The organism is Marinobacter sp. HL-58 (genome assembly GCF_001314605.1).
In the GTDB taxonomy this organism is placed as follows: domain Bacteria; phylum Pseudomonadota; class Gammaproteobacteria; order Pseudomonadales; family Oleiphilaceae; genus Marinobacter.
On the sequence record NZ_LIHP01000002.1, the window covers coordinates 113,428 to 135,719 of the forward strand.

The 22,292-nt window shown below is 59.3% G+C and carries 23 protein-coding genes; 21 read left to right on the plus strand and 2 right to left on the minus strand.

Translation table 11 applies throughout. From position 1 onward, the window contains the following. Positions 1–89 precede the first annotated feature (89 nt). From flhA to HLUCCO03_RS02770, 16 genes are all read left to right on the plus strand, one after another. Positions 90–2,258 carry a flagellar biosynthesis protein FlhA gene (flhA, locus tag HLUCCO03_RS02695; protein WP_027832539.1) on the plus strand — a complete coding sequence of 723 codons (2,169 nt, stop codon included), beginning with the start codon at positions 90–92 and terminating at the stop codon, positions 2,256–2,258. Positions 2,259–2,317: 59 nt separating this feature from the next. Then, positions 2,318–3,613, plus strand: a complete 1,296-nt coding sequence (flhF, locus tag HLUCCO03_RS02700) for a flagellar biosynthesis protein FlhF (RefSeq protein WP_027832538.1) — start codon at positions 2,318–2,320, stop codon at positions 3,611–3,613. A 54-nt stretch (positions 3,614–3,667) separates the two neighbouring features. Continuing rightward, entirely contained in the window at positions 3,668–4,480 is an 813-nt protein-coding gene (locus HLUCCO03_RS02705; RefSeq protein ID WP_027832537.1) for a MinD/ParA family protein, read from the plus strand. Positions 4,481–4,510: 30 nt separating this feature from the next. Then, entirely contained in the window at positions 4,511–5,242 is a 732-nt protein-coding gene (locus tag HLUCCO03_RS02710) for an RNA polymerase sigma factor FliA (RefSeq protein ID WP_027832536.1), read from the plus strand. Positions 5,243–5,408: 166 nt separating this feature from the next. Continuing rightward, a complete protein-coding gene (gene cheY / locus HLUCCO03_RS02715; RefSeq protein ID WP_027832535.1) occupies positions 5,409–5,792 on the plus strand; it encodes a chemotaxis response regulator CheY in 384 nt (127 codons plus the stop codon). 21 nt (positions 5,793–5,813) lie between these two features. After that, positions 5,814–6,602 carry a protein phosphatase CheZ gene (locus HLUCCO03_RS02720; RefSeq protein ID WP_027832534.1) on the plus strand — a complete coding sequence of 263 codons (789 nt, stop codon included), beginning with the start codon at positions 5,814–5,816 and terminating at the stop codon, positions 6,600–6,602. Between the two features lie 17 nt (positions 6,603–6,619). Next, positions 6,620–8,752 carry a chemotaxis protein CheA gene (locus HLUCCO03_RS02725; protein WP_027832533.1) on the plus strand — a complete coding sequence of 711 codons (2,133 nt, stop codon included), beginning with the start codon at positions 6,620–6,622 and terminating at the stop codon, positions 8,750–8,752. A 38-nt stretch (positions 8,753–8,790) separates the two neighbouring features. Further along, positions 8,791–9,930 (plus strand): chemotaxis response regulator protein-glutamate methylesterase, encoded by a 1,140-nt coding sequence (locus HLUCCO03_RS02730; RefSeq protein ID WP_027832532.1) that lies wholly within the window; start codon positions 8,791–8,793, stop codon positions 9,928–9,930. Further along, positions 9,930–10,667, plus strand: a complete 738-nt coding sequence (locus tag HLUCCO03_RS02735) for a flagellar motor protein (RefSeq protein WP_027832531.1) — start codon at positions 9,930–9,932, stop codon at positions 10,665–10,667. The genes HLUCCO03_RS02730 and HLUCCO03_RS02735 overlap by 1 nt, the downstream gene beginning before the upstream one ends. A gap of 31 nt (positions 10,668–10,698) precedes the next feature. After that, positions 10,699–11,481: a flagellar motor protein MotD gene (motD, locus tag HLUCCO03_RS02740; RefSeq protein ID WP_027832530.1), complete on the plus strand. Its 783-nt coding sequence runs from the start codon at positions 10,699–10,701 to the stop codon at positions 11,479–11,481. A gap of 195 nt (positions 11,482–11,676) precedes the next feature. Continuing rightward, the gene (locus HLUCCO03_RS02745; protein ID WP_027832529.1) at positions 11,677–12,474 is read left to right on the plus strand and encodes a ParA family protein; all 798 of its coding nucleotides are present in this window, start codon (positions 11,677–11,679) and stop codon (positions 12,472–12,474) included. Then, positions 12,467–13,165, plus strand: a complete 699-nt coding sequence (locus HLUCCO03_RS02750) for a chemotaxis protein CheW (RefSeq protein WP_027832528.1) — start codon at positions 12,467–12,469, stop codon at positions 13,163–13,165. Before HLUCCO03_RS02745 ends, HLUCCO03_RS02750 begins: the two co-directional genes overlap by 8 nt. A 128-nt stretch (positions 13,166–13,293) precedes the next feature. Next, complete coding sequence (locus HLUCCO03_RS02755; RefSeq protein ID WP_027832527.1) at positions 13,294–13,782, plus strand: chemotaxis protein CheW; 489 nt, start codon at positions 13,294–13,296, stop codon at positions 13,780–13,782. A gap of 68 nt (positions 13,783–13,850) precedes the next feature. Further along, positions 13,851–14,243, plus strand: coding sequence for a DUF2802 domain-containing protein (locus HLUCCO03_RS02760; protein ID WP_027832526.1), 393 nt, complete (start codon positions 13,851–13,853; stop codon positions 14,241–14,243). A 26-nt stretch (positions 14,244–14,269) separates the two neighbouring features. After that, the gene (locus HLUCCO03_RS02765; RefSeq protein ID WP_027832525.1) at positions 14,270–16,546 is read left to right on the plus strand and encodes an ATPase, T2SS/T4P/T4SS family; all 2,277 of its coding nucleotides are present in this window, start codon (positions 14,270–14,272) and stop codon (positions 16,544–16,546) included. Beyond that, positions 16,543–17,646 carry an AAA family ATPase gene (locus HLUCCO03_RS02770; protein WP_027832524.1) on the plus strand — a complete coding sequence of 368 codons (1,104 nt, stop codon included), beginning with the start codon at positions 16,543–16,545 and terminating at the stop codon, positions 17,644–17,646. Before HLUCCO03_RS02765 ends, HLUCCO03_RS02770 begins: the two co-directional genes overlap by 4 nt. On the opposite strand, the gene HLUCCO03_RS02775 is transcribed toward HLUCCO03_RS02770, so the two are convergent. Together HLUCCO03_RS02775 and HLUCCO03_RS02780 are read right to left on the minus strand one after the other, a co-directional pair. After that, positions 17,632–17,949: an EscU/YscU/HrcU family type III secretion system export apparatus switch protein gene (locus tag HLUCCO03_RS02775; protein ID WP_027832523.1), complete on the minus strand. Its 318-nt coding sequence runs from the start codon at positions 17,947–17,949 to the stop codon at positions 17,632–17,634. The two genes, HLUCCO03_RS02770 and HLUCCO03_RS02775, sit on opposite strands and share 15 nt — an antisense overlap. Next, positions 17,946–19,211, minus strand: coding sequence for a flagellar hook-length control protein FliK (locus HLUCCO03_RS02780; protein ID WP_367142334.1), 1,266 nt, complete (start codon positions 19,209–19,211; stop codon positions 17,946–17,948). Before HLUCCO03_RS02780 ends, HLUCCO03_RS02775 begins: the two co-directional genes overlap by 4 nt. Before the next feature lie 217 nt (positions 19,212–19,428). Here HLUCCO03_RS02780 and ccmA point away from each other — a divergent pair, with 217 nt between their 5' ends. The 5 genes from ccmA to ccmE are packed head-to-tail and all read left to right on the plus strand — an operon-like array spanning position 19,429 to position 22,272. Beyond that, positions 19,429–20,067, plus strand: a complete 639-nt coding sequence (gene ccmA, locus HLUCCO03_RS02785; RefSeq protein ID WP_027832521.1) for a cytochrome c biogenesis heme-transporting ATPase CcmA — start codon at positions 19,429–19,431, stop codon at positions 20,065–20,067. 52 nt (positions 20,068–20,119) lie between these two features. Further along, positions 20,120–20,782, plus strand: a complete 663-nt coding sequence (ccmB, locus tag HLUCCO03_RS02790) for a heme exporter protein CcmB (protein ID WP_292016606.1) — start codon at positions 20,120–20,122, stop codon at positions 20,780–20,782. A 23-nt stretch (positions 20,783–20,805) separates the two neighbouring features. Beyond that, positions 20,806–21,549, plus strand: coding sequence for a heme ABC transporter permease (locus HLUCCO03_RS02795; protein WP_036197588.1), 744 nt, complete (start codon positions 20,806–20,808; stop codon positions 21,547–21,549). A 4-nt stretch (positions 21,550–21,553) separates the two neighbouring features. Further along, entirely contained in the window at positions 21,554–21,781 is a 228-nt protein-coding gene (ccmD, locus tag HLUCCO03_RS02800) for a heme exporter protein CcmD (protein WP_027832518.1), read from the plus strand. 14 nt (positions 21,782–21,795) lie between these two features. Next, positions 21,796–22,272, plus strand: a complete 477-nt coding sequence (ccmE, locus tag HLUCCO03_RS02805) for a cytochrome c maturation protein CcmE (protein ID WP_027832517.1) — start codon at positions 21,796–21,798, stop codon at positions 22,270–22,272. The last annotated feature ends 20 nt before the right edge of the window (positions 22,273–22,292 follow it).

Consider the following 22,292-nt stretch of genomic DNA (forward strand, 5'->3'; position numbering starts at 1 on the left):
TTGCGAATACCCCTCCAAACGATGCGTCGGCGTCAAAAAAACCACCCGCGAATGGCCGCGGTTAACCGTTTATCGGAGAATTTTCCGGCATGGACCGAGCGTTAGTCCTCAATAATGTCAAATCCCTGACGCGGGGTAATCTGGGCGTGCCCATCATGTTGATGGGGCTGCTGGGCATGATGATACTGCCCATGCCAGCGTTCATGCTGGATGTGTTTTTTACCTTCAACATCACCCTGTCCATCGTGATTCTGCTGGTGTGTGTGTATGCCCTCAGGCCGATGGAGTTTGCATCTTTCCCCACGGTATTGCTGGTGGCTACGCTGCTGAGGCTGGCGCTCAACGTGGCTTCCACGCGGATTGTGCTGCTCAACGGCCATGAGGGTGGGGATGCGGCCGGTAAGGTGATCGAATCCTTCGGTGCGGTGCTGATCGGTGGTAACTACGCCGTTGGCCTGGTGGTGTTTGCCATTCTGATGATCATCAACTTCCTGGTGGTCACCAAGGGTGCCGGCCGGGTTTCCGAGGTAAGCGCGCGCTTTACCCTGGATGCGATGCCCGGCAAGCAGATGGCCATCGATGCGGACCTCAATGCCGGCCTGATCAACCAGGATGAGGCCAAGCACCGTCGTTTAGAGATCGCCCAGGAAGCTGATTTCTATGGTTCCATGGACGGTGCCAGCAAGTTCGTCAAAGGTGATGCCATTGCCGGCCTGCTGATTCTTGCCATCAACCTGATCGGCGGCATCGCCATCGGCATGGCGCAGCATGGTCTTGATTTCGGTACCGCCACCGAGAACTATGCGCTGCTGACCATCGGTGATGGCCTCGTGGCCCAGATTCCGTCACTGCTGCTGTCCACTTCCGCTGCCATCATGGTGACCCGGGTTACGTCAAGCCAGGATATGGGCGGCCAGATTCTTCAGCAGATGTTCAACGCCCCCAAGGCGCTGGGTATTGCCGCGGTTATTCTTGTCATTCTCGGCCTGATTCCGGGTATGCCCCATCTGGCTTTTCTTGGTCTTGGTGCCATTGCCGGCGCGATTGCCTGGTATATCTGGCAACAGGAGCGCCAGACGGTTGAGGAAGACGGAGTGTTTCCGGTTCGGGGCGGTGGTGCAAGGCCAGCGGGCCGGGATATTTCATCTCCCGGAGAAGGCGGTGAACAGGGTGCCCAGCTGCCTGCCCCGGGCGAGACCCGGGAGCTCGGGTGGGACGATGTGGCAACGGTGGATATTGTCGGCCTGGAAGTCGGCTATCGCCTGATTCCGCTGGTGGACAGATCCCAGGGCGGGCAGTTACTGAGCCGGATCAAGGGGGTGCGCAAGAAGCTCTCCCAGGATCTCGGTTTCCTGATGCCGTCGGTTCATATCCGTGACAACCTGGACCTGATGCCCAATGTGTATCGGATTACGTTGATGGGCGTCACCATTGCCGAGGCGGAAATCCATCCGGACCGGGAACTGGCCATTGATCCGGGGCAGGTATTCGGCAAGATCGAGGGCATTGAGGGTAAGGACCCGGCCTTCGGCCTGGATGCCAGCTGGATTGAACCGGACAAGAAAGACCAGGCGCAGACCCTGGGTTACACAGTGGTGGATGCCAGTACCGTGGTGGCCACCCATCTCAACCAGATCCTCCAGAAACACGCCCATGAATTGCTGGGCCACGAGGAAGTCCAGAAATGGCTGGATCAGCTGGAGAAGGTATCGCCGAAGCTGGCGGAAGAGCTGGTACCTACCACCATCTCCATCAGTCTGTTGCTGAAAGTGCTGCAGAATCTGCTGAAAGAGGAAGTGCCGATCCGGGATATGCGCTCCATCGCAGAGGCGATTGTGAACGTGCATCCAAAGAGCCAGGACCCGAAACTGCTGACCACGGTGGCCCGCCAGGCATTGCGCCGGATGATTGTTCAGAGCATCTGCGGCAACGACTCGGAAATCCCGGTGATCACGCTGGATCCGGACCTGGAACAGTTATTGCTAAAGTCCATGCAGCAGAGTCAACAATCCGGCGGTCAGGAAGACATCGGACTGGTGCTGGAGCCGAATATGGTCGAGAAGCTGCAGCGCTCTCTCCAGGACAGCGTTCAGCGCCAGGAGATGCTGGGCAAGCCGGCCATATTGTTGGTGTCCGGGCCGTTACGGCCGGTACTGGCAAAGTTTGCAAGTTTCGGAGTAGAGCGATTGCACGTGTTGTCGTACCAGGAAATTCCGGATAACAAACAGATCACCATTGTGGCGTCCGTAGGCCAGTAAGGCCGCGGGCGGCAAGGCGGAAGGCGCCGGCAAGCGCTTACCGGGGAGGAAGTGTCATCATGAAAGTAAAACGGTTTTTTGCTCAGAGTATGGCAGAGGCATTGCGTCAGGTGCGGGAACAGATGGGTCCGGATGCGGTGATTCTGTCGAATCGTCGGGTGGATGGCGGCGTCGAAATCGTGACAGCGCTTGATTACGACGAAAATATGGCGCGACAGCGCCTGGGCGCTGCAGCGAGGGAGGCCACCAATGGATCCCGGCTGGCAGAGTTGCAGGCGGAACAGCATCGCCGCCTGGAGGATGAGCTTGGCCGTTCACGGGATCGCATACGGGAAGTCCGTGAAAAGCGTGCTGCCCAGGGTGGCCGGAACAATGGCATGGATTCTGGCTACGCCAGTGTGGCAGCCGAGGCGTTTTCCGGCAGCGACATGGCGCTGGAGGAACCGGTTGCAGCGGACTCGACATACTCCGGGGAGCTGGCGCAGATGCGTGCCGAAATCAGCTCCCTCAGGGATCTGGTCAGTGCCCGCCGCGAACCGGAGCCTGAAAAAACAGCGGTGAACGCTGTTCAGCAACGGCTGGCGGAACGGCTGCAGGAATTCGGACTTGGAGCGGAACTTGCCGGCTCTCTTTCCCGGCGTCACCGGGCAGGGCGCCTTGAGGATGGCTGGAAACAGTCCCTGAAGATGCTGGCGGCAGGTGTGAAGACAACCCGCAGCGAGTGGGCGGAAGAGGGCGGCGTCTATGCCCTGGTAGGGCCCACCGGTTCCGGTAAGACCACCACCATTGGTAAGCTTGCGGCTCATTATGTGCTTCGCCACGGAGCCGACTCCATTGCGCTGGTCACCACCGACCGCTATCGGGTGGCAGCCCATGAGCAATTGTTCGTATTCGGACGTATCCTGAACGTGCCTGTGCGGGTTGTGGATGAGTCCCATTCCCTGGACGACATACTGGACGAGTTATCCGACCGGCACCTTGTGCTTATTGATACCGCAGGCTTGACCAGCACCGATAAGGGCTACGAAGAACAACTTACCGAACTGGCACGCAGTCATCATCGTATCCGTACCCATCTGGTGGTTTCCGCAACCAGCCAGCCACGCATCATGAAATCCGTCTGGCATTGCTATAAGATGGCAAATCTAACGGGGTGTGTGATGACGAAAATTGATGAAGCACTGACCCTGGGTGAATCGCTGGGATTTGTCATGGAAACGGGATTGCCGGTGGCCTATTACACCGACGGACAGAAAATCCCGGAAGACCTGCACCACGCCGAGTCCATTCCGCTGGTGCGGCTGGCCGTGGAAAGGCTGAAAAGACTCCAGCAGCAAGAGGCAGTCGCTGTTTGACGACAACAGAGCCTGCGGTTATGCGGTTAAACGTGGCAAGAGATCAGAGTCAGTATGAGCAGACCACATCCGGTACAGGTGATTGCAGTTTCCGGCGGGAAGGGGGGCGTTGGTAAAAGTAACGTTGCGGTAAACCTGGGAATTGCCCTTGCACAGAAAGGGCGGCGTGTCGTGCTGCTGGATGCCGATCTCGGCCTTGGCAATATTGATGTGTTGCTGGGGATTACCGCCAACCGGAATATCCAGGATGTCATTGCCGGAGAGTGCGACCTGCGCGACGTGCTGGTGGATGGCCCTGGCGGAATCAAGATTGTACCGGCTTCCTCCGGTACCCAGCGTATGACCCAGCTGACTTCTCTCGAGCACGCCGGCCTGATCAACGCCTTCAGCGAACTGGGTGACCAGATTGATGTACTGATCGTGGATACCGCAGCCGGCATATCCGATTCTGTGGTCAGCTTCCTGCGCGCCTCCCAGGAGCTGCTGCTGGTTGTCTGTGATGAACCTACCTCCATAACCGACGCCTACGCACTGATCAAGCTGATGAACAGGGATTACGGCACCAACCGCTTCCGTATCCTGGCGAACCAGGTTCGTAATGAGCAGGAAGGCCGTCACCTTTTCGAAAAACTGACCAGGGTCACCGAGCGGTTCCTGGATGTGGCGCTACAATATGTGGGTATAGTGCCTTACGACGAGGCCGTGAAAAAGTCAGTCCAGCGCCAGCGCGCTGTACTTGATGCCTATCCCCGTGCCAAAGCATCGCTCGCCATCAAGAGCCTGGCGGACAAGGTTGACAGCTGGCCATTGCCGCAGTCCCCCAGGGGACATCTGGAATTCTTTGTGGAGCGGCTCGTCGAAGTCTGATTTTGATCCTGTCACTGAAAAGCCGGATACATGACATTGGCGAAAGAACTTGGAATCTACCACAGGACTGGCACACGGGGCCCCTCACAGCTTGTTGAGGAGCAGGCCCCGCTGGTCAAGAAAATAGCACTTCATCTCATGGCCCGGCTGCCGGCCTCGGTTCAGCTCGAGGACCTGATGCAGGCCGGTATGATCGGCCTGCTGGAAGCAGCCCAGCGCTACAGTTCCACCAAGGGAGCCACCTTCGAAACTTACGCGGGCATCCGTATCCGTGGTGCCATGGTGGACGAGATTCGCAAGGGGGACTGGGTTCCCCGCTCCGTGCACAGAAATTCCCGCCGCATTGCCAAGGCCATCAAGGCCGTTGAGGACCGACTGGGCCGCGAAGCCCTGGACTGGGAAGTTGCCGAGGAACTCGGCATGGGCCTCGATGAATACCATTCCTCACTGAGTGATGCCAACAGTGGCCGACTTTTTAGCCTCGATGAGCTCAATGAATCCGGAGAGCTGCCGATAGACGAAGCAGAGGCCAGTGATAATCCACTGGATGGTTTGGCATCGGACAACTTCCGGAACAACCTGGCCGCTGCGATTGGCGATCTGCCGGAACGCGAAAAACTGGTTCTGAGTCTTTACTACCAGGAAGAGCTGAACCTGAAGGAAATCGGCGCGGTTCTGGGTGTCAGCGAAAGCCGGGTGAGCCAGATTCACAGCCAGGCAGCACTTCGTCTGCGGGGGCGGCTCTCGGACTGGCAACAGTAAGTCCCGTTGAGCTGAGGTTGCAAAGCATTCTTTACTGTAGCCTTTTGGTAACCGGCGCTTTACAACCCGGCGAAAGGCCACACAATAAGCGGTTAATCTCCCGGCTTGCTAGACTGATGGCCGGAAGCCTGAAACGAATTCCGGGCGTTTAAAACTGGAGGTCCCATTGGACAAGAACATGAAAATCCTGATTGTGGATGACTTCTCCACGATGCGACGGATCATCAAGAACCTGCTTCGTGATCTCGGTTTCACCAACACCGACGAAGCGGACGACGGCAATACCGCGTTGCCAATGCTTCGAAGCGGTAAGTACGATTTCCTGGTTACGGACTGGAACATGCCGGGCATGTCCGGGCTGGATCTGCTCAAGGCAGTTCGCGCCGATGAAAACCTCAAAACCCTGCCGGTGCTGATGGTGACTGCAGAAGCGAAACGGGATCAGATCGTGGCGGCAGCGCAGGCTGGCGTTAACGGCTACGTGGTCAAGCCGTTTACCGCAGCGGTACTCAAGGAGAAGATTGAGAAAATCTTCGAGCGAATCCAGTAATCAGAGGTCGGACGGGCTCCCATGAGCGAAAATGACAAGAATCAACAGGGCCTCGACCCGGAGATTACGGAAAAACTCCGCAGTCAGGCCGCTGAGCTGGTTGAGCAGGTGAATGCGGGAGAATATGGCCGGGCCATGACCCTGATCAATGATCTCAGCGAGGTAAGGGATCAGAGTCTGTACCGGGAGGTAGGCCGGCTCACCCGCAGCCTCCACGAGGCCATTCGTAACTTCCAGATTGATCCGCGTAATGCCGAACAGTCCGAAGCGCTGTCAAAAATGACCGACGCATCGGATCGCCTTGAATACGTTGTTCAGATGACCGGAAAGGCGGCAAACCGGACCATGGACCTGGTGGAAGAAGCCATGCCCCGGGCCAGCGCCATTCGTGATGAGGCGGCGGAGCTGAGGGATGAGTGGCAAAGGCTGCGTCGCCGGGAGATGGCTCCGGAGGAATTCCGCGAACTCTATGCCCGTATCGATACCTTCTTCGTCAGCCTTAACGCAGACGCCGGCGCCATGTACGAAAACCTGTCGGAAATACTGCTGGCACAGGATTTCCAGGACCTGACCGGCCAGGTTATCCAGAAGGTCACCACGCTGGTGAAGGAAGTCGAGGAACACCTGTTGAGCCTGGTGGTCATGGCCAGCCATGTGGATCAGATCACCGGCACGGTTCACGAACTGGAAGAGAAGGACAAGGTATCTGCGGAGCAGGGCGTCGGGCCACAGATCAAGGCCCAGGAACGCGAAGATGTTGTATCGGGCCAGGACGATGTTGATGATCTTCTGTCCAGTCTCGGTTTCTGAGGAAAAGAGGGTAACCCATGGCGCTTGATGCCGATGAAGAGATCCTGCAGGACTTCCTTGTTGAAGCAGGCGAGATACTCGAAAAACTGTCTGAGCAACTGGTCGATCTTGAGCAACATCCGGATGACAGTGATCTGCTCAACGCCATTTTCCGCGGCTTTCACACGGTAAAGGGCGGTGCCGGCTTTCTCCAGCTGGACGCCCTGGTCAGCTGCTGCCATTCCGCAGAGAACGTGTTTGATATCCTGCGTAATCACAAGCGCAAGGTGGACTCCGAGCTGATGGACGTAGTGCTCGAGGCGCTGGACCATGTCAACGCCATGTTCGAGCAGGTTCGCCACCACGAGGAGCCCACACCTGCCCCCGCCGAACTTATCGCTGCCCTGGATGCGCTGGCAAAACCCGCCTCCGAAGCCCCGGCTGCGACGCCTGTGGCCGATTCCGCGAAAGAGGCCGGCTCGAGCGACGATAACGGTGACATCACTGACGACGAATTCGAGCAGTTACTGGACGCCCTTGAAGACGAGAAGGGCAGCAATGCGGCCGGTTCCGCTGGCAGCGGTGCGTCCGCCGGAGGCGGTGATAGCGGTGACGACGAAATATCCGATGACGAATTTGAAGCCCTGCTGGACCAGCTTCATGGCAAGGGCCAGTTTTCCGGCCCCCCGGAGGCCGGCGCGACCGGTGAGCAGAAGGGGGAAGCCACCACAGGCGCCGGCGACAATGGCGCTGGCAGTGATGACCTGATTTCCGACGACGAGTTTGAAAAGCTGCTGGACGACCTGCATGGCAAGGGTGGAAGTCCCACTGCTGAAAGCTCCGGCGCTTCGCCATCCCCTGCCAGCGGCAAGCCGGATGCCGGAGCGGCCAGCCCGGGCACAGAGAAACCTGCCAGATCCGCTGGCAAGCCTGAAACAGGGCCGGCCGAAAAAGGCGGTGCGAGTTCGGCTGCGCCGGCGATGCCTTCCCGTGACGCCAGCGCTCCGGTCGCCGAGACATCCGTCCGGGTCGACACCAAGCGGCTTGATGACATCATGAACATGGTGGGTGAGCTGGTGCTGGTGCGCAATCGCCTGCAGCGCCTGGGTGCCCAGAGTGAAGACGAGCACATGCACAAGGCCGTCTCCAACCTGGATGTGGTCACCACGGACCTCCAGTCCGCGGTGATGGCCACGCGGATGCAGCCCATCAAGAAGGTCTTTGGCCGCTTCCCTCGTGTGGTTCGCGACCTGGCGCGGAATCTCAAGAAAGAAATCAACCTCGAGATGCACGGTGAAGATACCGACCTGGACAAGAACCTGGTCGAGGCGCTGTCTGATCCCCTGGTCCACCTGGTTCGCAACTCCGTTGACCATGGTATAGAAGCACCGGACGTCCGTGAAAAAGCCGGCAAACCCCGTCAGGGTACCGTTACCCTCTCCGCAGAGCAGGAAGGCGACCATATCCTGTTGTCCATCGAGGACGACGGCGCGGGTATGGATCCGGATGTGCTGCGGCGTAAAGCGGTGGAAAAAGGCATTTACGATCAGGATGCTGCCGACCGGCTGAGCAACGCCGAGTGCTATAACCTGATTTTTGCCGCCGGCTTTTCCACCAAGGAGCAGATCTCGGATGTATCCGGGCGTGGCGTCGGCATGGATGTGGTCAAAACCAAGATCGGCCAGCTTAACGGCCAGCTGAACGTGGAGTCGGAACTCGGCAAGGGTTCCCGTATCGTTATCAAGGTCCCGCTGACCCTGGCGATCATGCCGACCCTGATGATCATGCTCGGGGACCAGTCCTTTGCCTTGCCACTGGTCAACGTGGTGGAGATTTTCCACCTGGATCTGAGCAAGAAGAATATCGTTGATGGTCGCGAGTGTATCGTGGTTCGCGACAAGGTCTTCCCGCTGTTCCATATCAAGCGCTGGCTGGTAAAGGGGGCGGCCGGAGAACCGGAGCCTGAAAACGCCCATGTGGTGATTGTCGCCATGGGCACCCGTCGCGTCGGCTTTGTCGTGGATCAGCTCATTGGCCAGGAAGAAGTGGTGATCAAGCCCCTCGGTCGTGCTCTGCAGGGAACGCCGGGCATGGCGGGCGCGACCATCACCGGCGATGGCCGTATCGCACTTATTATTGACGTTCCGAGCCTGCTGCAGAATTACGGCTGAAGCACCCTTGTCAGCGGGCCCGCACTTAGGAGAAATGGATGACGGTTTCTGTCCTGGTCGTTGATGATTCAGGTTTCTTCCGCAAGCGGCTGACGGAAATCCTGACCGCATCAGGTCAGATCAAGGTAGTGGGCGTTGCCACGAATGGTCGTGAAGGCGTGGAACTGGCGGAAAAGCTGCGGCCTGATGTGATCACCATGGATTACGAAATGCCGGTGATGGACGGTATTACCGCCGTTCGCGAAATCATGAAGCGGCATTCCATCCCCGTGCTGATGTTCTCGTCCCTGACCTATGAAGGCGCCCGGGTTACCCTCGATGCCCTTGAAGCCGGCGCGGTGGATTTTCTGCCCAAGAATTTCGAGGAAATTGCCAGGGATTCCAGCCAGCTCCAGAAAATCCTGATTGATCGTATCCTCGATGTTGCCGGCAGCCGGCCGGGAGCAAAATCCGCCCCTTCGCCTGTTACACCACCGGCGGCTCCGTCTGCCCCGGAAAAACGCGCGGCCCCGGCGAGCCCACGCCCCGAGCGCGGGCGTGAAATGCCCCGGCCCGCACCGGAGCCACAGGCGCCGGCCCGGCCCGCAACCCGGCGTGGTTCCGCGAAGCACTACAGCGTGGTAGCCATTGGCACCTCAACCGGCGGCCCGGTTGCACTGCAGAAGGTGCTGATGGCACTGCCGGCCGGATTTCCTGCCCCGTTGGTGCTGATCCAGCACATGCCAGCCAGTTTTACCCCTGCCTTTGCAGAGCGCCTGAACAAACTCTGCCGGATTGAGGTTCGCCAGGCGGTCGATGGCGACATGCTCAAACCGGGGCTGGCTCTGCTGGCTCCCGGTGGCAAGCAGATGATGATTGAAAACCGGGGCGGCCAGGGCCGGGTGCGGATCCTGCCCGGCGATGACCGCCTCAACTACAAACCCTGTGTGGATGTCACCTTTGGTTCCCTGGCGCGAAGTTTCCCCGGAAAGACTCTCGGGGTGATCCTCACCGGCATGGGCGCAGACGGCAAGGAAGGCTGCCGGCTGATGAAACAGAGTGGTTCTGATATCTGGTCCCAGGATGAGAAAACATCGGTGATCTACGGTATGCCCATGGCGGTGGCCAAAGCCGGTCTGACGGACCAGGTGCTGCCCCTCGAGGACATTGGCCCGCGACTGGTCGAGGGAGTGAGCTGATGGATATCCTCAGTCTGCTGGGCGTTATTCTCGCGTTCGTTGCCATCCTTGGTGGCAACCTGCTGGAAGGTGGTGCGGTCAGTTCCCTCTTCAATGGCCCCGCCGGACTGATTGTCATTGGTGGTACCTTTGCCGCCACGATCCTCCAGACGTCCTGGCCGTTGCTGAAGCGGGCGTTTTCCCAGGTCCGCTGGGTCTTCTTTCCGCCCTACATCAGCCTTGAGGACGGCATTGGCAAGGTTATCGACTGGAGTGTGAAAGCCCGCAAGCAGGGGCTGCTGGGGCTGGAGGGACTGGCGGAAAAGGAGTCCGAGCGCTTTGCCCGCAAGGGGCTGCAATTGCTGGTGGATGGCGCTGAAACGGAAACCATCCGCAGTATCATGGAAGTGGACCTGGAATCACGGGAGCAACGGGATCTGGAGTCCGCGAAGGTGTTCGAGGCCATGGGTGGCTACTCACCGACCATCGGCATTATCGGTGCGGTGATGGGCCTGATCCAGGTGATGACCAACCTGGAAGACCCCCAGTCACTGGGCAGCGGTATTGCCACGGCGTTTGTGGCCACCATTTACGGTGTGGCTCTGGCCAACCTGCTGTTTTTCCCTGTTGCCAACAAGTTGCGTGGCATCGTCCGGGAACGTACCCGTTATGAAGACATGATGATCGACGGCATCATTGCCATTGCCGATGGCGAGAACCCGAAATCCATCGAGCTGCGCCTGAGGGGCTTCCTGTAGTGCAGGCGTGCTGGCATGGAGGTGGTGAACAATGAGACGTCGCAGGCGCCAGGACGACGACCTCCACAACAAGGAACGATGGCTGATTTCCTATGCCGACTTCATTACCCTGCTGTTTGCCTTCTTTGTGGTGATGTATTCCGTGTCCTCGGTGAACGAGGGCAAGTACAAGGTGTTATCGGAAACCATGACAGGCGTGTTCAATGCGCCCCAGCGTTCCTTCCAGCCTATTGAAGTGGGTGATCAGCCCCGCCGTTCAACACCCCGGGCGGCGGAAGACGTGATTGATCCGCCTGTCACCGAAGCGCCGCAGAATCCATCAATGAGTGAGGCGGGGCGCACAGAGGCTCTCAGGGCCATGGCGGACCAGCTGTCACTGGAGTTCGACGAATTGATCAACCAGGGTGTGGTTACCCTGGAAACCAGCGATGAATGGCTTGAGCTCAGCCTGCGCAACAGCCTGCTGTTCGGTAGTGGCGACGCGGAACCTCATTACGACGCCTTTGAGGTGGTGGAAAAAATCGCCGGCGTGCTCCGTAACCGTGATAACGCCGTCAGGGTGGAGGGCTTTACCGATGACCGCCCGATACGCACCAGTGCATTTCCTTCCAACTGGGAGTTGTCGGCCGCCAGGGCCGCGGCGATTGTACGGATGCTGTCTATGGAAGGGATTGAAAACGAGCGCCTGGCAGCCGTGGGCTACGGACAGTTCCAACCGGTTGCCCGGAATGATACCGAGGAGGGGCGGCGGCGCAACCGCCGCGTCGTGCTGCTGGTATCCCGTGATGCCAGTATCCGCGGAGCCATGCGATAACCGCTTTACAGTCAGGGACCTGCGGAGGATGACGGAAGGTCCCTATAGGCAAGTTGGCACAATATCTGTATTAACTCCCGTACATGTTTCATGCCGGCAATCCCTTGCCGAAATTTTTCAAGTTGAGCGGATGATGGCCGATAACTCCCTATGGTTTCCGGCAATTCCGGGGCTGATTTTACTGGAGAGTGCAGCGTGCGAATCTGGGCAGTAGCCAATCAAAAAGGCGGTGTGGGGAAAACCACATCGGTTGTTGCGTTGGGCGGTCTGCTCGCCGAGAGCGGCAAGCGGGTGCTGGTAGTGGATCTTGATCCCCATGGCTCCCTGACCAGCTGGTTCGGGTACGATCCGGACACCATCGCTCACAGCGTGTTCGACCTGTTCCAGCACCAGGGCAAGGTGCCAGAAGGCCTGCCGGCGCAACTGATTACCGATACCAGCTGCCCGGGGCTCTCGCTGTTGCCGGCCAGTGCCGCACTGGCAACCCTGGAGCGTCGGATGGTGGGCGTCGAGGGGATGGGCCTGATCATATCCCGTGCCCTCGCCCAGCTATGGGACGACTTCGACTACGTGCTGCTGGATAACACGCCATCTCTGGGTGTGTTGATGGTCAATGCCCTGGCGGCGGCCCAGCACCTGATCATTCCGGTACAGACTGAATTTCTGGCCATCAAGGGCCTGGAGCGCATGCTCCACACATTGACCATGATCATGCGTTCCCAGAAAAATGAGCTTTCCTATACCATCGTGCCGACGCTGTTTGACCGGCGCACCCAGGCATCGGTAACCAGCCTTAATCTGTTGCGCAAAACCTACCGCGAATCCCTGTGGCAGTTTGCCATCCCCGTGGATACAAAATTCCGTGATGCCAGCCAGGCAGGGCTGACGCCCTCGGCACTGGATGCACAGACACACGGTGTGCGTGCTTACCGTCATTTACTGGATGACCTGGTGGCCCGGGTAGGGTCGGTGAGGGAACGCCGTCATGGCTGACAGGAAATTGACGCAGCTGGCCGGTCCCGACGCGGCGATTGCCAGCTATCTGGATGAACTGCTGCATACGGCAACGGACACAGCGTTGCGGGATGAGCCGGAACCGCCAAAACCGGTGGTTCGCGAACGTAAACGTGTCGCGCCGCCGCCTCCGGTGCAGGAAACCCGGGCCGCCGATATTCCGTCACCACCGGAGCCGGAGCCGGAGCCGGAACCGCCCGGCCGCCCGGAGTGGTCAGACAGGCCCTTCGAATGCCTGATCTTCACGGTGGCGGGGCTGCAACTGGCGGTGCCATTGATACTGCTGGGCGCCATTCATCGTATCGAAGAGCCGGTAAAGCCGATTCCCGGCAGCCCGCGATGGTATATGGGCATGCGTCCGGACCGGGACCACAACCTGAGGGTGGTGGATACCGCCGAGTGGATCATGGCGGGCCGGGCCCCGGCCAATGCCCGGGATAACTACCGATTCGTGATCCGCCTGGACAGCAGCGAGTGGGGGCTGGCCTGTGACGATGTTGCCCAGTCCTTTACCCTGAAGCCGGATGAAGTGCGCTGGCGGACTGCCCGCAGTAAGCGGCCGTGGCTGGCGGGTACTGTCATCGACCACATGTGCGCGCTGATTGATGTACAAACCATGGCGAACCTGCTGGTGCGGGCCGAGCGTGAACAGCACCTGGATCTGAGCTGAATCCGGTTACTGAATGAAACCGTGCTGTGCTGGCACGGTTTGTGCCCTTAACTATAGTATTGGGCACTGATGATGAATTTTTGACGATCAGGTTGCCCGCAGGGGCAGCCCACAGGAGACACAAGGCTATGGCATCCCCGAGCGGACAACAAAATCAGGCCCAGGATGATCAGGTACTGCAGTACGTAACCTTCAGACTGGACGATGAAACCTATGGCATTGATGTCATGCAGATCCAGGAAGTGTTGCGGTACACGGAGATCGCGCCGGTTCCGGGTGCCCCTGACTATGTTCTGGGCATCATCAACCTGCGGGGTAATGTGGTCACCGTTATCGATACCCGCCGTCGTTTTGGTCTGGCGGATGCGGAGGTCACCGACTCGACACGCATTGTGGTGATGGAATCCTCCAACCAGGTGATGGGAATCCTGGTGGATTCGGTGGCCGAGGTTGTGTACCTGAAAGCCAGTGAAATCGAGACGGCACCCAATGTGGGGAACGAGGAAAGTGCCAAGTTCATCCAGGGTGTGTGTAACAAGAACGGCGAGCTGATCATACTGGTCGAGTTCGACAAGATGTTGTCAGACCACGAGTGGGCTGAAATCTCCGCACTGTAAGTGCCGGCTGCCGCCGGCCTGCAGGCAGGATGGACGCCCAGTGGAACAATTAACCGAGGACGTCCATCATGTTTGCAGATCTTCCTTCCCAGGCTCCCTGGCTTATGACAGCTGCAGCCCTGTCCCTGCTGTTTGTCCAGGGCATGCTGTCACGCCGTGAAATCCGCAAGCTTCGCGAACAGATTAAAGAACGAAGTGAAACCCTCGGGCGGGAGCTGCATGCAACCGCCAGTGGCAGTATGGGGGTAGGGCAGCGGGTAGTTACCTGCGAGCGTCAGCTCCATGAACTGAGGGGTATGCTGGATGAGATGCGCCAGAATGACCCCCTCAGAATATCCTACGACGAAGCCTCCAGACTGGTTGATCTCGGGGCCGATATCGACGATCTTATGAACACGTGCGGGATTTCCCGCCCCGAGGCCGAGCTGGTATCAGCACTCAGAAAACGTCAGGCGGCCTGATCCCATGCTGTGATGGACGCTGTTGAATGAAGAGAGTGTACTCGAGGGCCGTTGAGGCCCTCAGATCTGTATCCCGCCATGAATTTGTTTCCGGTTCCGATCTCATTCCATCGATTACCGGCCATTCCATCCCCCGAGAAGAAACCGTCAGGCATATCCTCTCCCTGATGCCCGAGATCGAACCGGACCAGGTTGTAATGCACGTGGGTGGTGGCTCAGGCTATCTCGCTGCAGTGCTGTCAGAACTGGCCCACAGGGTTATCTACCTGGAAAAGAACCCGGTGGTTGCAGAAGCGGCCAGGCAACGGTTTTTCCGGCTCGGCATGCACAACGTGGATGTGGTGATTGCAGATGCTGAAGAGGCACCTGAACCTGATCAGCCTTGTGATCTGGTGCTGTGCACTACCTTTATCTCCGACTGGAAGTCCATGACCCGTTTCCTGCGGGAAGGGGGAAGGCTGGTCTGCCTGGAAGGCCGTGCCGGCCCCGTCCCCAGCCTGGCGATGTTCCTGCGACGGCAGGCAGATCTGGATCGGGTTCGCACTCTGGGCTGGGTGGATTTCAACCGCAATGTCGAGCAGATCCTGATTGATCAGGGTGTGGTGGATGACAAGATTCTGGCGGAGGCCCGGGCCGAAGCCGAGAAGCAGAATTGTCGGCTGCTGGATGTGCTCCGGCGCAAGCTGAACCTTGAGGAGATAGACCTTTACCGCTCCCTCGCCCGGCAGCGGGGCATGATCTTTACGGATGCGGATGATGTTCTCCCGAACCTGAACCCGGCGCTGTTCCACCGGTTTTCCCGCACCTTTCTGGACCTGTCACGCCTGATTCCGGTTGCCGAGGATGACGGCAAGATCACGGTTGTGACAGATGATCCGGATGTGCGGACTGACCAGCTGGAGCGCCTGACGCCGAATCAGGTAATCGAGTGCCTGCTGGTCACGCCGAACGATTTTCGTCGTATCTGGTCCGCTCTGGATCTGACCGCGAAGGGTCGCAGTTTTGTTGCTGATCACGGCGTCGATGAGACGCAGGACACCGGAGGGGGCAAGGACCAGCTCCTGGGTAATGACGTCGGGAACAGCCACGTCAGCCCGTATCTGGTGTCTGTGTACGAGGCCATCCTGATGGATGCGGTCAGTGAAAAAGCCAGTGATATTCACATCGAGCAGTACGGGGATCGCATCCGTATCCGCCTCAGGGTAGATGGCGACCTTCACGATCTGCCCCAGTACCAGTTGTCACCCCGGGAAATCAAAGGGGTGATCAATGTGATCAAGCTCAGGGCCGAGCTGAACATTGCCGAGCACAGGCTCCCACAGGGCGGGCGTTCCCGACTGCAACTGGGCGACATGGCTTACGACCTGCGTATCCAGACCCAGCCTTCGCTTCACGGTGAGCATGCGATTGTCCGGCTGTTACCCCAGACCGGGCGCGCGATGACCATTGCCGAGCTCGGGATGTCGCCGATGATCGGGGCCAGGTATCAGCGGCTTCTGGATAACCCCGCCGGCCTCGTGCTGGTGGTCGGCCCGACCGGTTCAGGCAAATCCACCACACTCTATGCCGGATTGCAGACCCTGGCTGACGATGGTCGCCGCAAGGTAATCACAGTTGAGGATCCGATCGAATACTCCATCGACAACATTCAGCAAACCCGTGTTCGGACGCAGATCGGTTTTGGCTTTGCCGACGCCATGAGAGCGTTTGTGCGCGAGGACCCGGATGTCATTCTCGTTGGCGAAATCCGCGACCAGGAAACCGCGATGGAGGCGATCAGGGCCTCCCAGACAGGTCATGTGGTGCTTTCGACACTGCACTGTAATGACGCCGTGGATTCGCTGCAGCGGCTGTACGACCTGGGTGTGCACCCCAACTCGATTGCCGGAGAGTTGCTGGCGGTGATCGCCCAGCGTCTTGCCAAACGAATCTGCGGGCATTGCCGGAAACCGGCAAAGCCGGATGCAGCGATTCTGTCCGAGGTGTTTCCGGACGGCCCCCCGGCCGATTTCCGGTGTTTTGAAGGGGCCGGCTGTGACAAATGTAACGGCCGCGGTACCCGGGGCCGGGTGGCGATCGTTGAATATATGGAGGTGGATTCCGATATCCGTAATGCCATTTCCAGCCAGCCGCCCATCGGAGAACTCCGCTGGCGGGCTCTGGATGCAGGCCTGATAACCATGCGGGACAGCGCACTGGACCATGTGATTGAAGGCATTATCCCGCTTTCGGAACTGCCACGTATCCTCCCGCGGGAGCGTATGGCGCCGGAAGTCCGTGGTGGCCGCAGGAGGCAGGAATGAACAGCAAGGATCAGGCCCGTAAAGCGGCCCAGCGTGAGCCGGCAGAGGTCGTCTACGCCGCAGAGCTGGATAAGCTGAAGGGCATGGACCACGGGCCGGTACCTCCCGGCTGGCAGATGTCACCCCGTGCCGTGGAAAAATTTGTCACGGGGGACGAGAAACTCGGTATCGAGCGGAAATTCGTAGCCGACCGGGCGATGGTGGTGCGGATTATCATTTCCCTGTGCACGAGTCGCGGGTGCCTCCTGGTAGGGGAGCCCGGCACGGCCAAGTCCTGGTTATCGGAATTGTTGTCAGCGGCCATTTCCGGGAGTTCCACCCTCACGCTCCAGGGCGGGGCGGTGAACCAGGTCGGGCAGTTGCTGTACAGTTGGAACGAGTCGGTGCTCCGCGCCGAGGGCCCGTCCCTGAAGGCGCTGGTGCCAAGCCCCCTGCTGCGGGGCATGATGGAGGGGCGCATGGTGCGGTTTGAGGAAATTGCCCGTTGCCCGCAGGCGCTGCAGGATGCCCTGCTTTCCGTGTTGTCAGACCGTGTGGTTGTGATCCCGGAGCTGGCCGGCGAGGAAGGGGTGGTGCTGGCACGGGAAGGCTTCAACGTTATCGCCACCTCCAACAGTATCGACGAGGGTGTTCACCGGATGAGTGCGGCCCTGAAACGGCGCATGGATTTCGAGGAAATCCGCCCGATCCGCAACCTGTCCGATGAATTGGGTGTGGTGCTGCGGGAGGTTCGCAAGGCCAATAACCGGGCAGGCATCAGCGTGGATCCGGATGAATCGGTGGTCGAGATTCTGGTGACCATGTTCCACGAGCTCCGCAATGGCCAGACCCTGGATGGCCGCAGCACTGACCGGCTGGCGGGCTCGGCCCTGTCGACGGCGGAAGCGGTGTCCGTCGCCCACGCGGCCAGCCTTAATGCCTGGTATTACGGTGGCGGCGCCATGACGGTGGAGCAGCTGATGCACCATATTATCGGCTCGGCACTGAAGGACCAGCCGGAAGACCGGCGCCGACTGAAGCATTATTTCGAGACGGCCGTGGCACCGAGGCACGGCGATAACTGGCAGCAGGTCTGGGCACTTCGTTCACTGATCCACTGACGCATCCCCGGCGCCGGGCTTGCGGTCACCGGGAGTAAGCCCCCGGATATGGAACGCAAACGCCAGAATCTCGGCGATAACCCGGTACAGCGATTCCGGGATTTCTTCGTTCAGGGAGAGCCGGGCCAGGATGCTGGCCAGTTCTGCATTTTCATACAGGGGAACGTCATGCTCACGGGCAATGCGGATAATCTCCTCCGCCAGTTCGTGGGTGCCGGTTGCGGTGATGGTGGGGGCCTGCTCACCATCGTATTTGAGCGCTACGGCGGCCCGACCGTCCCGATGTTGTCTGTCCGATGTCATGCCCGTGTATCCACCAGTCTGTGTTCAAGTCTGGTAACGCTGCTCTGGGGTATTCCCCGGCGGCACTCCAGCTCGGTTACCTCCAGGCCAAGGTCGGTGAGGCTCTGGCGCAGGGCGGGGAGTTCCTGATTCACCGTGCGCAGGGTGGCCTGTTTCTCTGCCCATACCCGGGCGCTGACCGCCTGCTGGCGCAGGGCAATATCAAAGTGCAGTGGCCCTGCTTCATCCAGGTCCATGGCCAGTGACAGCCGCCATTCGGTCGATGCCGAGGGTGAGGAGTGTCGTTGTGATTCCTGTTCATGCGGATACTGATCGATCCTGAGCTGCGCAATTCTTGGTTCATTCTGGGGTGTCAGCCAGGGCAGGTCCAGGAGCAGGGTGGAGGCAGGTGCTGTCGTATCACCCCCGCCTCGTGCTGTCAGAACCTGGCTGTGTAACTGATTGACCGTGATACGGTTAAGCATTCCCGCCAGCAGACGGAGCATCTGGCCGACACTGGGAGGCTCTCCATCACTGCGTGCCTGAGCCGTCGTCATCGGCTGCGGAAACTGCAGTGGCGCCTGCATCAGTTCCGGGGTGGCGATGGGTGTCAGCCGGTTGAACTGCTCCGGGGTGCTGCCCTGGTTCGCCAGCAGTGCCGTAATGACTCTGCCCAGCGCGAGCTTGAGATCCGGTAGCTGGGCAGAAGGGGCCTGCGCCAGGCGAGACTCGGCAAACAGCCCGCTTTCCGATATCCACTGTTGCACCTGTTGGGGCGTGGTCGCCTGGGCACCGGCTCCGGGTGTCAGCTGATTCCCCGACGGTAATCTGGCCACCAGCTGTTCAATGGCCAGCCTGGCAGCTTCCGGGAGAGGTTGTGCCGGCCGCGATGAGGGCAACTGGCCGGGAAGCGGATCCTGTTTCACACCCTGGGTCAGCGCCGCCACAAGTTTCGCCAGGCCGGCATCAATGGACTGCTGCCAGGGCAGGCGTTGGGCCAGGGCCCGAGCAATGCCGGCTTCCGGTGCCTGCGCCAGCTTGCCCATCAGTTGCAGTTCATTGCCTGCCCGCATTACCTTGACCCAGTCGCCGGTTTCCAGGGCGGTATCCCCGATAGCGGCCTGAACGGTCAGAGCCTGGCCGCGTATTTCCAGCAACAGTTGCGCGCCCGCGGATGACTGGCGGTTGAGCACTTCGGCTACCCGTGCCAGTGTGGCTTCACGGTCGCCCAGCTTGAGCTGATCAAGCTGTACCCTGGCGGAGGCCGCTTCCGATGTGGCCACGGATTGCTGTCCCGCTGGCCGGGAAGGAGCTGGCGCGGGTGCGTCTGTTCTGGGTGGCGGTGCGGGGGTGCCGTTTGGTAATTTCATTGTCACTGTTTTGATGTCAGACAAGAGTATTTCCGGGACGCTTTCGTTATAATACGCGCCGCTGGCAAGGATTGCCTTTGTTAACGTCTGAACCCGCCGGGTCAGTAAAGTCTATAGCCCTGGGGCCCCGATGTCTGAGCCGTTACTACAGGCTGTGAATCTTGAGTGTGAGCGGGATGGCCGGATACTGTTCCGGAACCTCTCCTTTGCCATACTGCCCGGTACGCTGATCCGTGTCGAGGGTCCCAACGGTTCCGGCAAGACCACACTGTTGCGGATACTGGCAGGGCTGAACGACAGTTACAGCGGCGACCTGCTCTGGCGCGGCCATGACCGCCATACCTACCGGGAAGAATTTCTCCGCAACATGCTTTATCTCGGACACCGCCCCGGTATCAAACCGCTACTTTCTCCGATGGAAAACCTGCGTGCCCTGATGGCGGGCCGCCGTTCACTGCCGGACAAAGTGCTCTGGCAGGCACTGGAAGGAACCGGCCTTGATGGCTTCCAGACGGTGCCCTGCCGCAATCTTTCTGCTGGACAGCAGCGAAGGGTGGCACTGGCGAGGTTGCTGGTGGCAGACGAGCCCCTGTGGATACTGGATGAAGTGTTCACCGCCATCGATATTCACGGGGTAGCGGCTCTGGAAAAACTGCTGGTGGAGCGAGTGGAAAATGGCGGTGCTGTTATCGTGACAACCCACCATGATCTGCGGTTGCCATCCATGCACCGGGTTACACTGGGGGGAGGTGACGGCTATGACCACTGAGTTCACCGTTACCCTGCGCTCACCCGACACCTCTGTGGGCACGGCAACCGCCATGAAGGCTGTCTTTATCCGGGACCTGAAAATCGCACTCCGTCAGCCCCAGGATCTGCTTAATCCACTGTTGTTTTTCGTGATGGTCGTAACCCTTTTTCCCCTCGGGGTTAGCCCGGAAGTGTCATTTCTCCAGCAGGCCGGCAGCGGTATCCTGTGGGTAGCGGCATTGCTGTCGGTACTTTTGTCACTGGATCACCTTTACCGGCATGATTTCGATGATGGCACGCTGGAGCAACTGGTGCTCCAGCCACAACCACTGTTTCTGCTGGTCATGGCGAAATCCCTTGCGCACTGGGTGCTGACAGGGCTGCCACTGGTGCTGCTGGCACCGGTTCTCGGGGTAATGGTGCATCTGCAGGGGAACTCTGTTGCGGTTTTGTGTCTAACGCTGCTGATCGGAACGCCGGTGCTCAGTCTGATCGGTTCCATCGGGGCAGCATTAACCCTGGGGTTGCGGGCAGCGGGCGTGCTCTTGTCACTGCTGATCATTCCGCTGTACATTCCGGTGCTGATTTTCGGTACCGGAACGGTCACGGCCGCCTCCGAAGGTGCGCCGGTAGGCGGGCAGCTGGCGCTGATGGGGGCGTTTCTGGTGTTGGCCCTGACCCTGGCGCCGTTCGCATCGGCCGCCGCTTTGCGAATCAGTCTGTCCAACAGTTAAAAAGGTAAAAGGGTAGCAACCTGATGTGGCAAATTTTTCACAAGCTGGGCTCGCCGAAGTGGTTTTTCGGTATTGCCGCAACCTTAATGCCCTGGCTGCTTTGGGTTGGCGTGGCCATGCTGGCGGCGGGCATTGGCTGGGGGCTGGCTTTCGCACCCCAGGATTATCTTCAGGGCAACAGCTACCGTATCATTTTTATTCATGTGCCGGCGGCCTTCCTGGCCCAGTCTGTCTATATCATGATGGCGGTGGCAGGCCTGGTAACCCTGGTATGGCGCATGAAGCTTGCGGATGTGTTTGTCAAGGCGGTGGCGCCGGTGGGTGCGATTCTGACCTTCCTGGCCCTGTTTACCGGAGCGGTCTGGGGTAAGCCCACCTGGGGAACCTGGTGGATCTGGGATGCCCGGCTTACTTCCATGCTGATCCTGCTGTTTCTTTACTTCGGTGTGATTGCCCTGGGGGCAGCCATATCGGATGAAAAATCGTCGGCACGTGCGGTTGCCGTTCTGGTGCTGGTGGGCGTAGTAAATATACCTATCATCAAATACTCCGTGGAGTGGTGGAATACCCTCCACCAGCCGGCCACGTTCAAGCTGACGGAAAAGCCCAGCATGCCGCCGGAAATGTGGGTGCCGCTGTTACTGTCGGTGCTGGGCCTGTATCTTGTTTTCGGCTGGCTTGCCTGCCTGCGGATGCAGACCGAAATCCTGCTGCGGGAAGGTCGCACCCGCTGGGTAAAAGAACTGATCCAGGCAAGGGGGAGCTGATCCGATGGCATTCGACTCGTTCGGAGCATTTATCGCTATGGAAGGGCACGGCCCCTATGTCTGGTCCTGCTACTTCGTGTTTTTCGTGCTGATGGGTGCCATTGCCTTCTGGTCGCTCCGTCAGCGCCGTTTTGTCATTGCACAGCAGCGCCGCCGGATGAACAGCACGCAGGTAAGGAATACCAGCCCGGCTGGCGCCAGCTTTACCCGAATTGAACCTTCACAAGACTGACCGGTAGACAAACCATGCATCCGATCCGTAAAAAACGGCTGACCATTGTACTTTTCCTGCTTGTCGGTGTGTCGGTGGCAGTGGGCCTGACCACCTATGCGCTGCGGCAGAATATCAACCTGTTTTATGATCCGAGCCAGATTGCGGATGGCGAAGCGCCAGTGGATGTCCGTATCAGAGCTGGCGGGATGGTGGAGGATGGCTCGGTACTGCGGGATCCGGAAAGCCTGAAAGTGGAGTTCAAGGTTACCGACTTCTCTTCGTCCGTCCTCGTTGAATACACCGGTATCCTGCCGGATCTTTTTGCTGAGGGGCAGGGCGTTGTTGCCATGGGCCGGCTTGATAAGAATGGTCGCTTTGTGGCCGACCAGGTGCTGGCAAAGCACGATGAAAACTACATGCCTCCGGAAGTGAATGAGGCGCTGGAAAAAGCGGCTGGCAAGCGGGCGGCCATGTCCGGTGCGGAAAGTGACGCTGCCGCCAGTTACTGAACCTGAAGGCATCCCTGTTG

What these genes read in the sequence shown, in the direction of transcription:
- ccmE (WP_027832517.1), top strand. Translation starts at nt 21,796, where the DNA reads ATGCATCCGATCCGTAAAAAACGGCTGACCATTGTACTTTTCCTGCTT.
- HLUCCO03_RS02770 (WP_027832524.1), top strand. Translation starts at nt 16,543, where the DNA reads ATGAACAGCAAGGATCAGGCCCGTAAAGCGGCCCAGCGTGAGCCGGCA.
- flhF (WP_027832538.1), top strand. Translation starts at nt 2,318, where the DNA reads ATGAAAGTAAAACGGTTTTTTGCTCAGAGTATGGCAGAGGCATTGCGT.
- ccmB (WP_292016606.1), top strand. Translation starts at nt 20,120, where the DNA reads ATGAAGGCTGTCTTTATCCGGGACCTGAAAATCGCACTCCGTCAGCCC.
- HLUCCO03_RS02750 (WP_027832528.1), top strand. Translation starts at nt 12,467, where the DNA reads ATGGCTGACAGGAAATTGACGCAGCTGGCCGGTCCCGACGCGGCGATT.
- motD (WP_027832530.1), top strand. Translation starts at nt 10,699, where the DNA reads ATGAGACGTCGCAGGCGCCAGGACGACGACCTCCACAACAAGGAACGA.
- HLUCCO03_RS02730 (WP_027832532.1), top strand. Translation starts at nt 8,791, where the DNA reads ATGACGGTTTCTGTCCTGGTCGTTGATGATTCAGGTTTCTTCCGCAAG.
- ccmA (WP_027832521.1), top strand. Translation starts at nt 19,429, where the DNA reads ATGTCTGAGCCGTTACTACAGGCTGTGAATCTTGAGTGTGAGCGGGAT.
- HLUCCO03_RS02735 (WP_027832531.1), top strand. Translation starts at nt 9,930, where the DNA reads ATGGATATCCTCAGTCTGCTGGGCGTTATTCTCGCGTTCGTTGCCATC.
- HLUCCO03_RS02710 (WP_027832536.1), top strand. Translation starts at nt 4,511, where the DNA reads ATGACATTGGCGAAAGAACTTGGAATCTACCACAGGACTGGCACACGG.
- HLUCCO03_RS02795 (WP_036197588.1), top strand. Translation starts at nt 20,806, where the DNA reads ATGTGGCAAATTTTTCACAAGCTGGGCTCGCCGAAGTGGTTTTTCGGT.
- HLUCCO03_RS02765 (WP_027832525.1), top strand. Translation starts at nt 14,270, where the DNA reads ATGAAGAGAGTGTACTCGAGGGCCGTTGAGGCCCTCAGATCTGTATCC.
- HLUCCO03_RS02705 (WP_027832537.1), top strand. Translation starts at nt 3,668, where the DNA reads ATGAGCAGACCACATCCGGTACAGGTGATTGCAGTTTCCGGCGGGAAG.
- HLUCCO03_RS02775 (WP_027832523.1), bottom strand. Translation starts at nt 17,949, where the DNA reads ATGACATCGGACAGACAACATCGGGACGGTCGGGCCGCCGTAGCGCTC.
- ccmD (WP_027832518.1), top strand. Translation starts at nt 21,554, where the DNA reads ATGGCATTCGACTCGTTCGGAGCATTTATCGCTATGGAAGGGCACGGC.
- HLUCCO03_RS02760 (WP_027832526.1), top strand. Translation starts at nt 13,851, where the DNA reads ATGTTTGCAGATCTTCCTTCCCAGGCTCCCTGGCTTATGACAGCTGCA.
- HLUCCO03_RS02725 (WP_027832533.1), top strand. Translation starts at nt 6,620, where the DNA reads ATGGCGCTTGATGCCGATGAAGAGATCCTGCAGGACTTCCTTGTTGAA.
- flhA (WP_027832539.1), top strand. Translation starts at nt 90, where the DNA reads ATGGACCGAGCGTTAGTCCTCAATAATGTCAAATCCCTGACGCGGGGT.
- HLUCCO03_RS02720 (WP_027832534.1), top strand. Translation starts at nt 5,814, where the DNA reads ATGAGCGAAAATGACAAGAATCAACAGGGCCTCGACCCGGAGATTACG.
- HLUCCO03_RS02755 (WP_027832527.1), top strand. Translation starts at nt 13,294, where the DNA reads ATGGCATCCCCGAGCGGACAACAAAATCAGGCCCAGGATGATCAGGTA.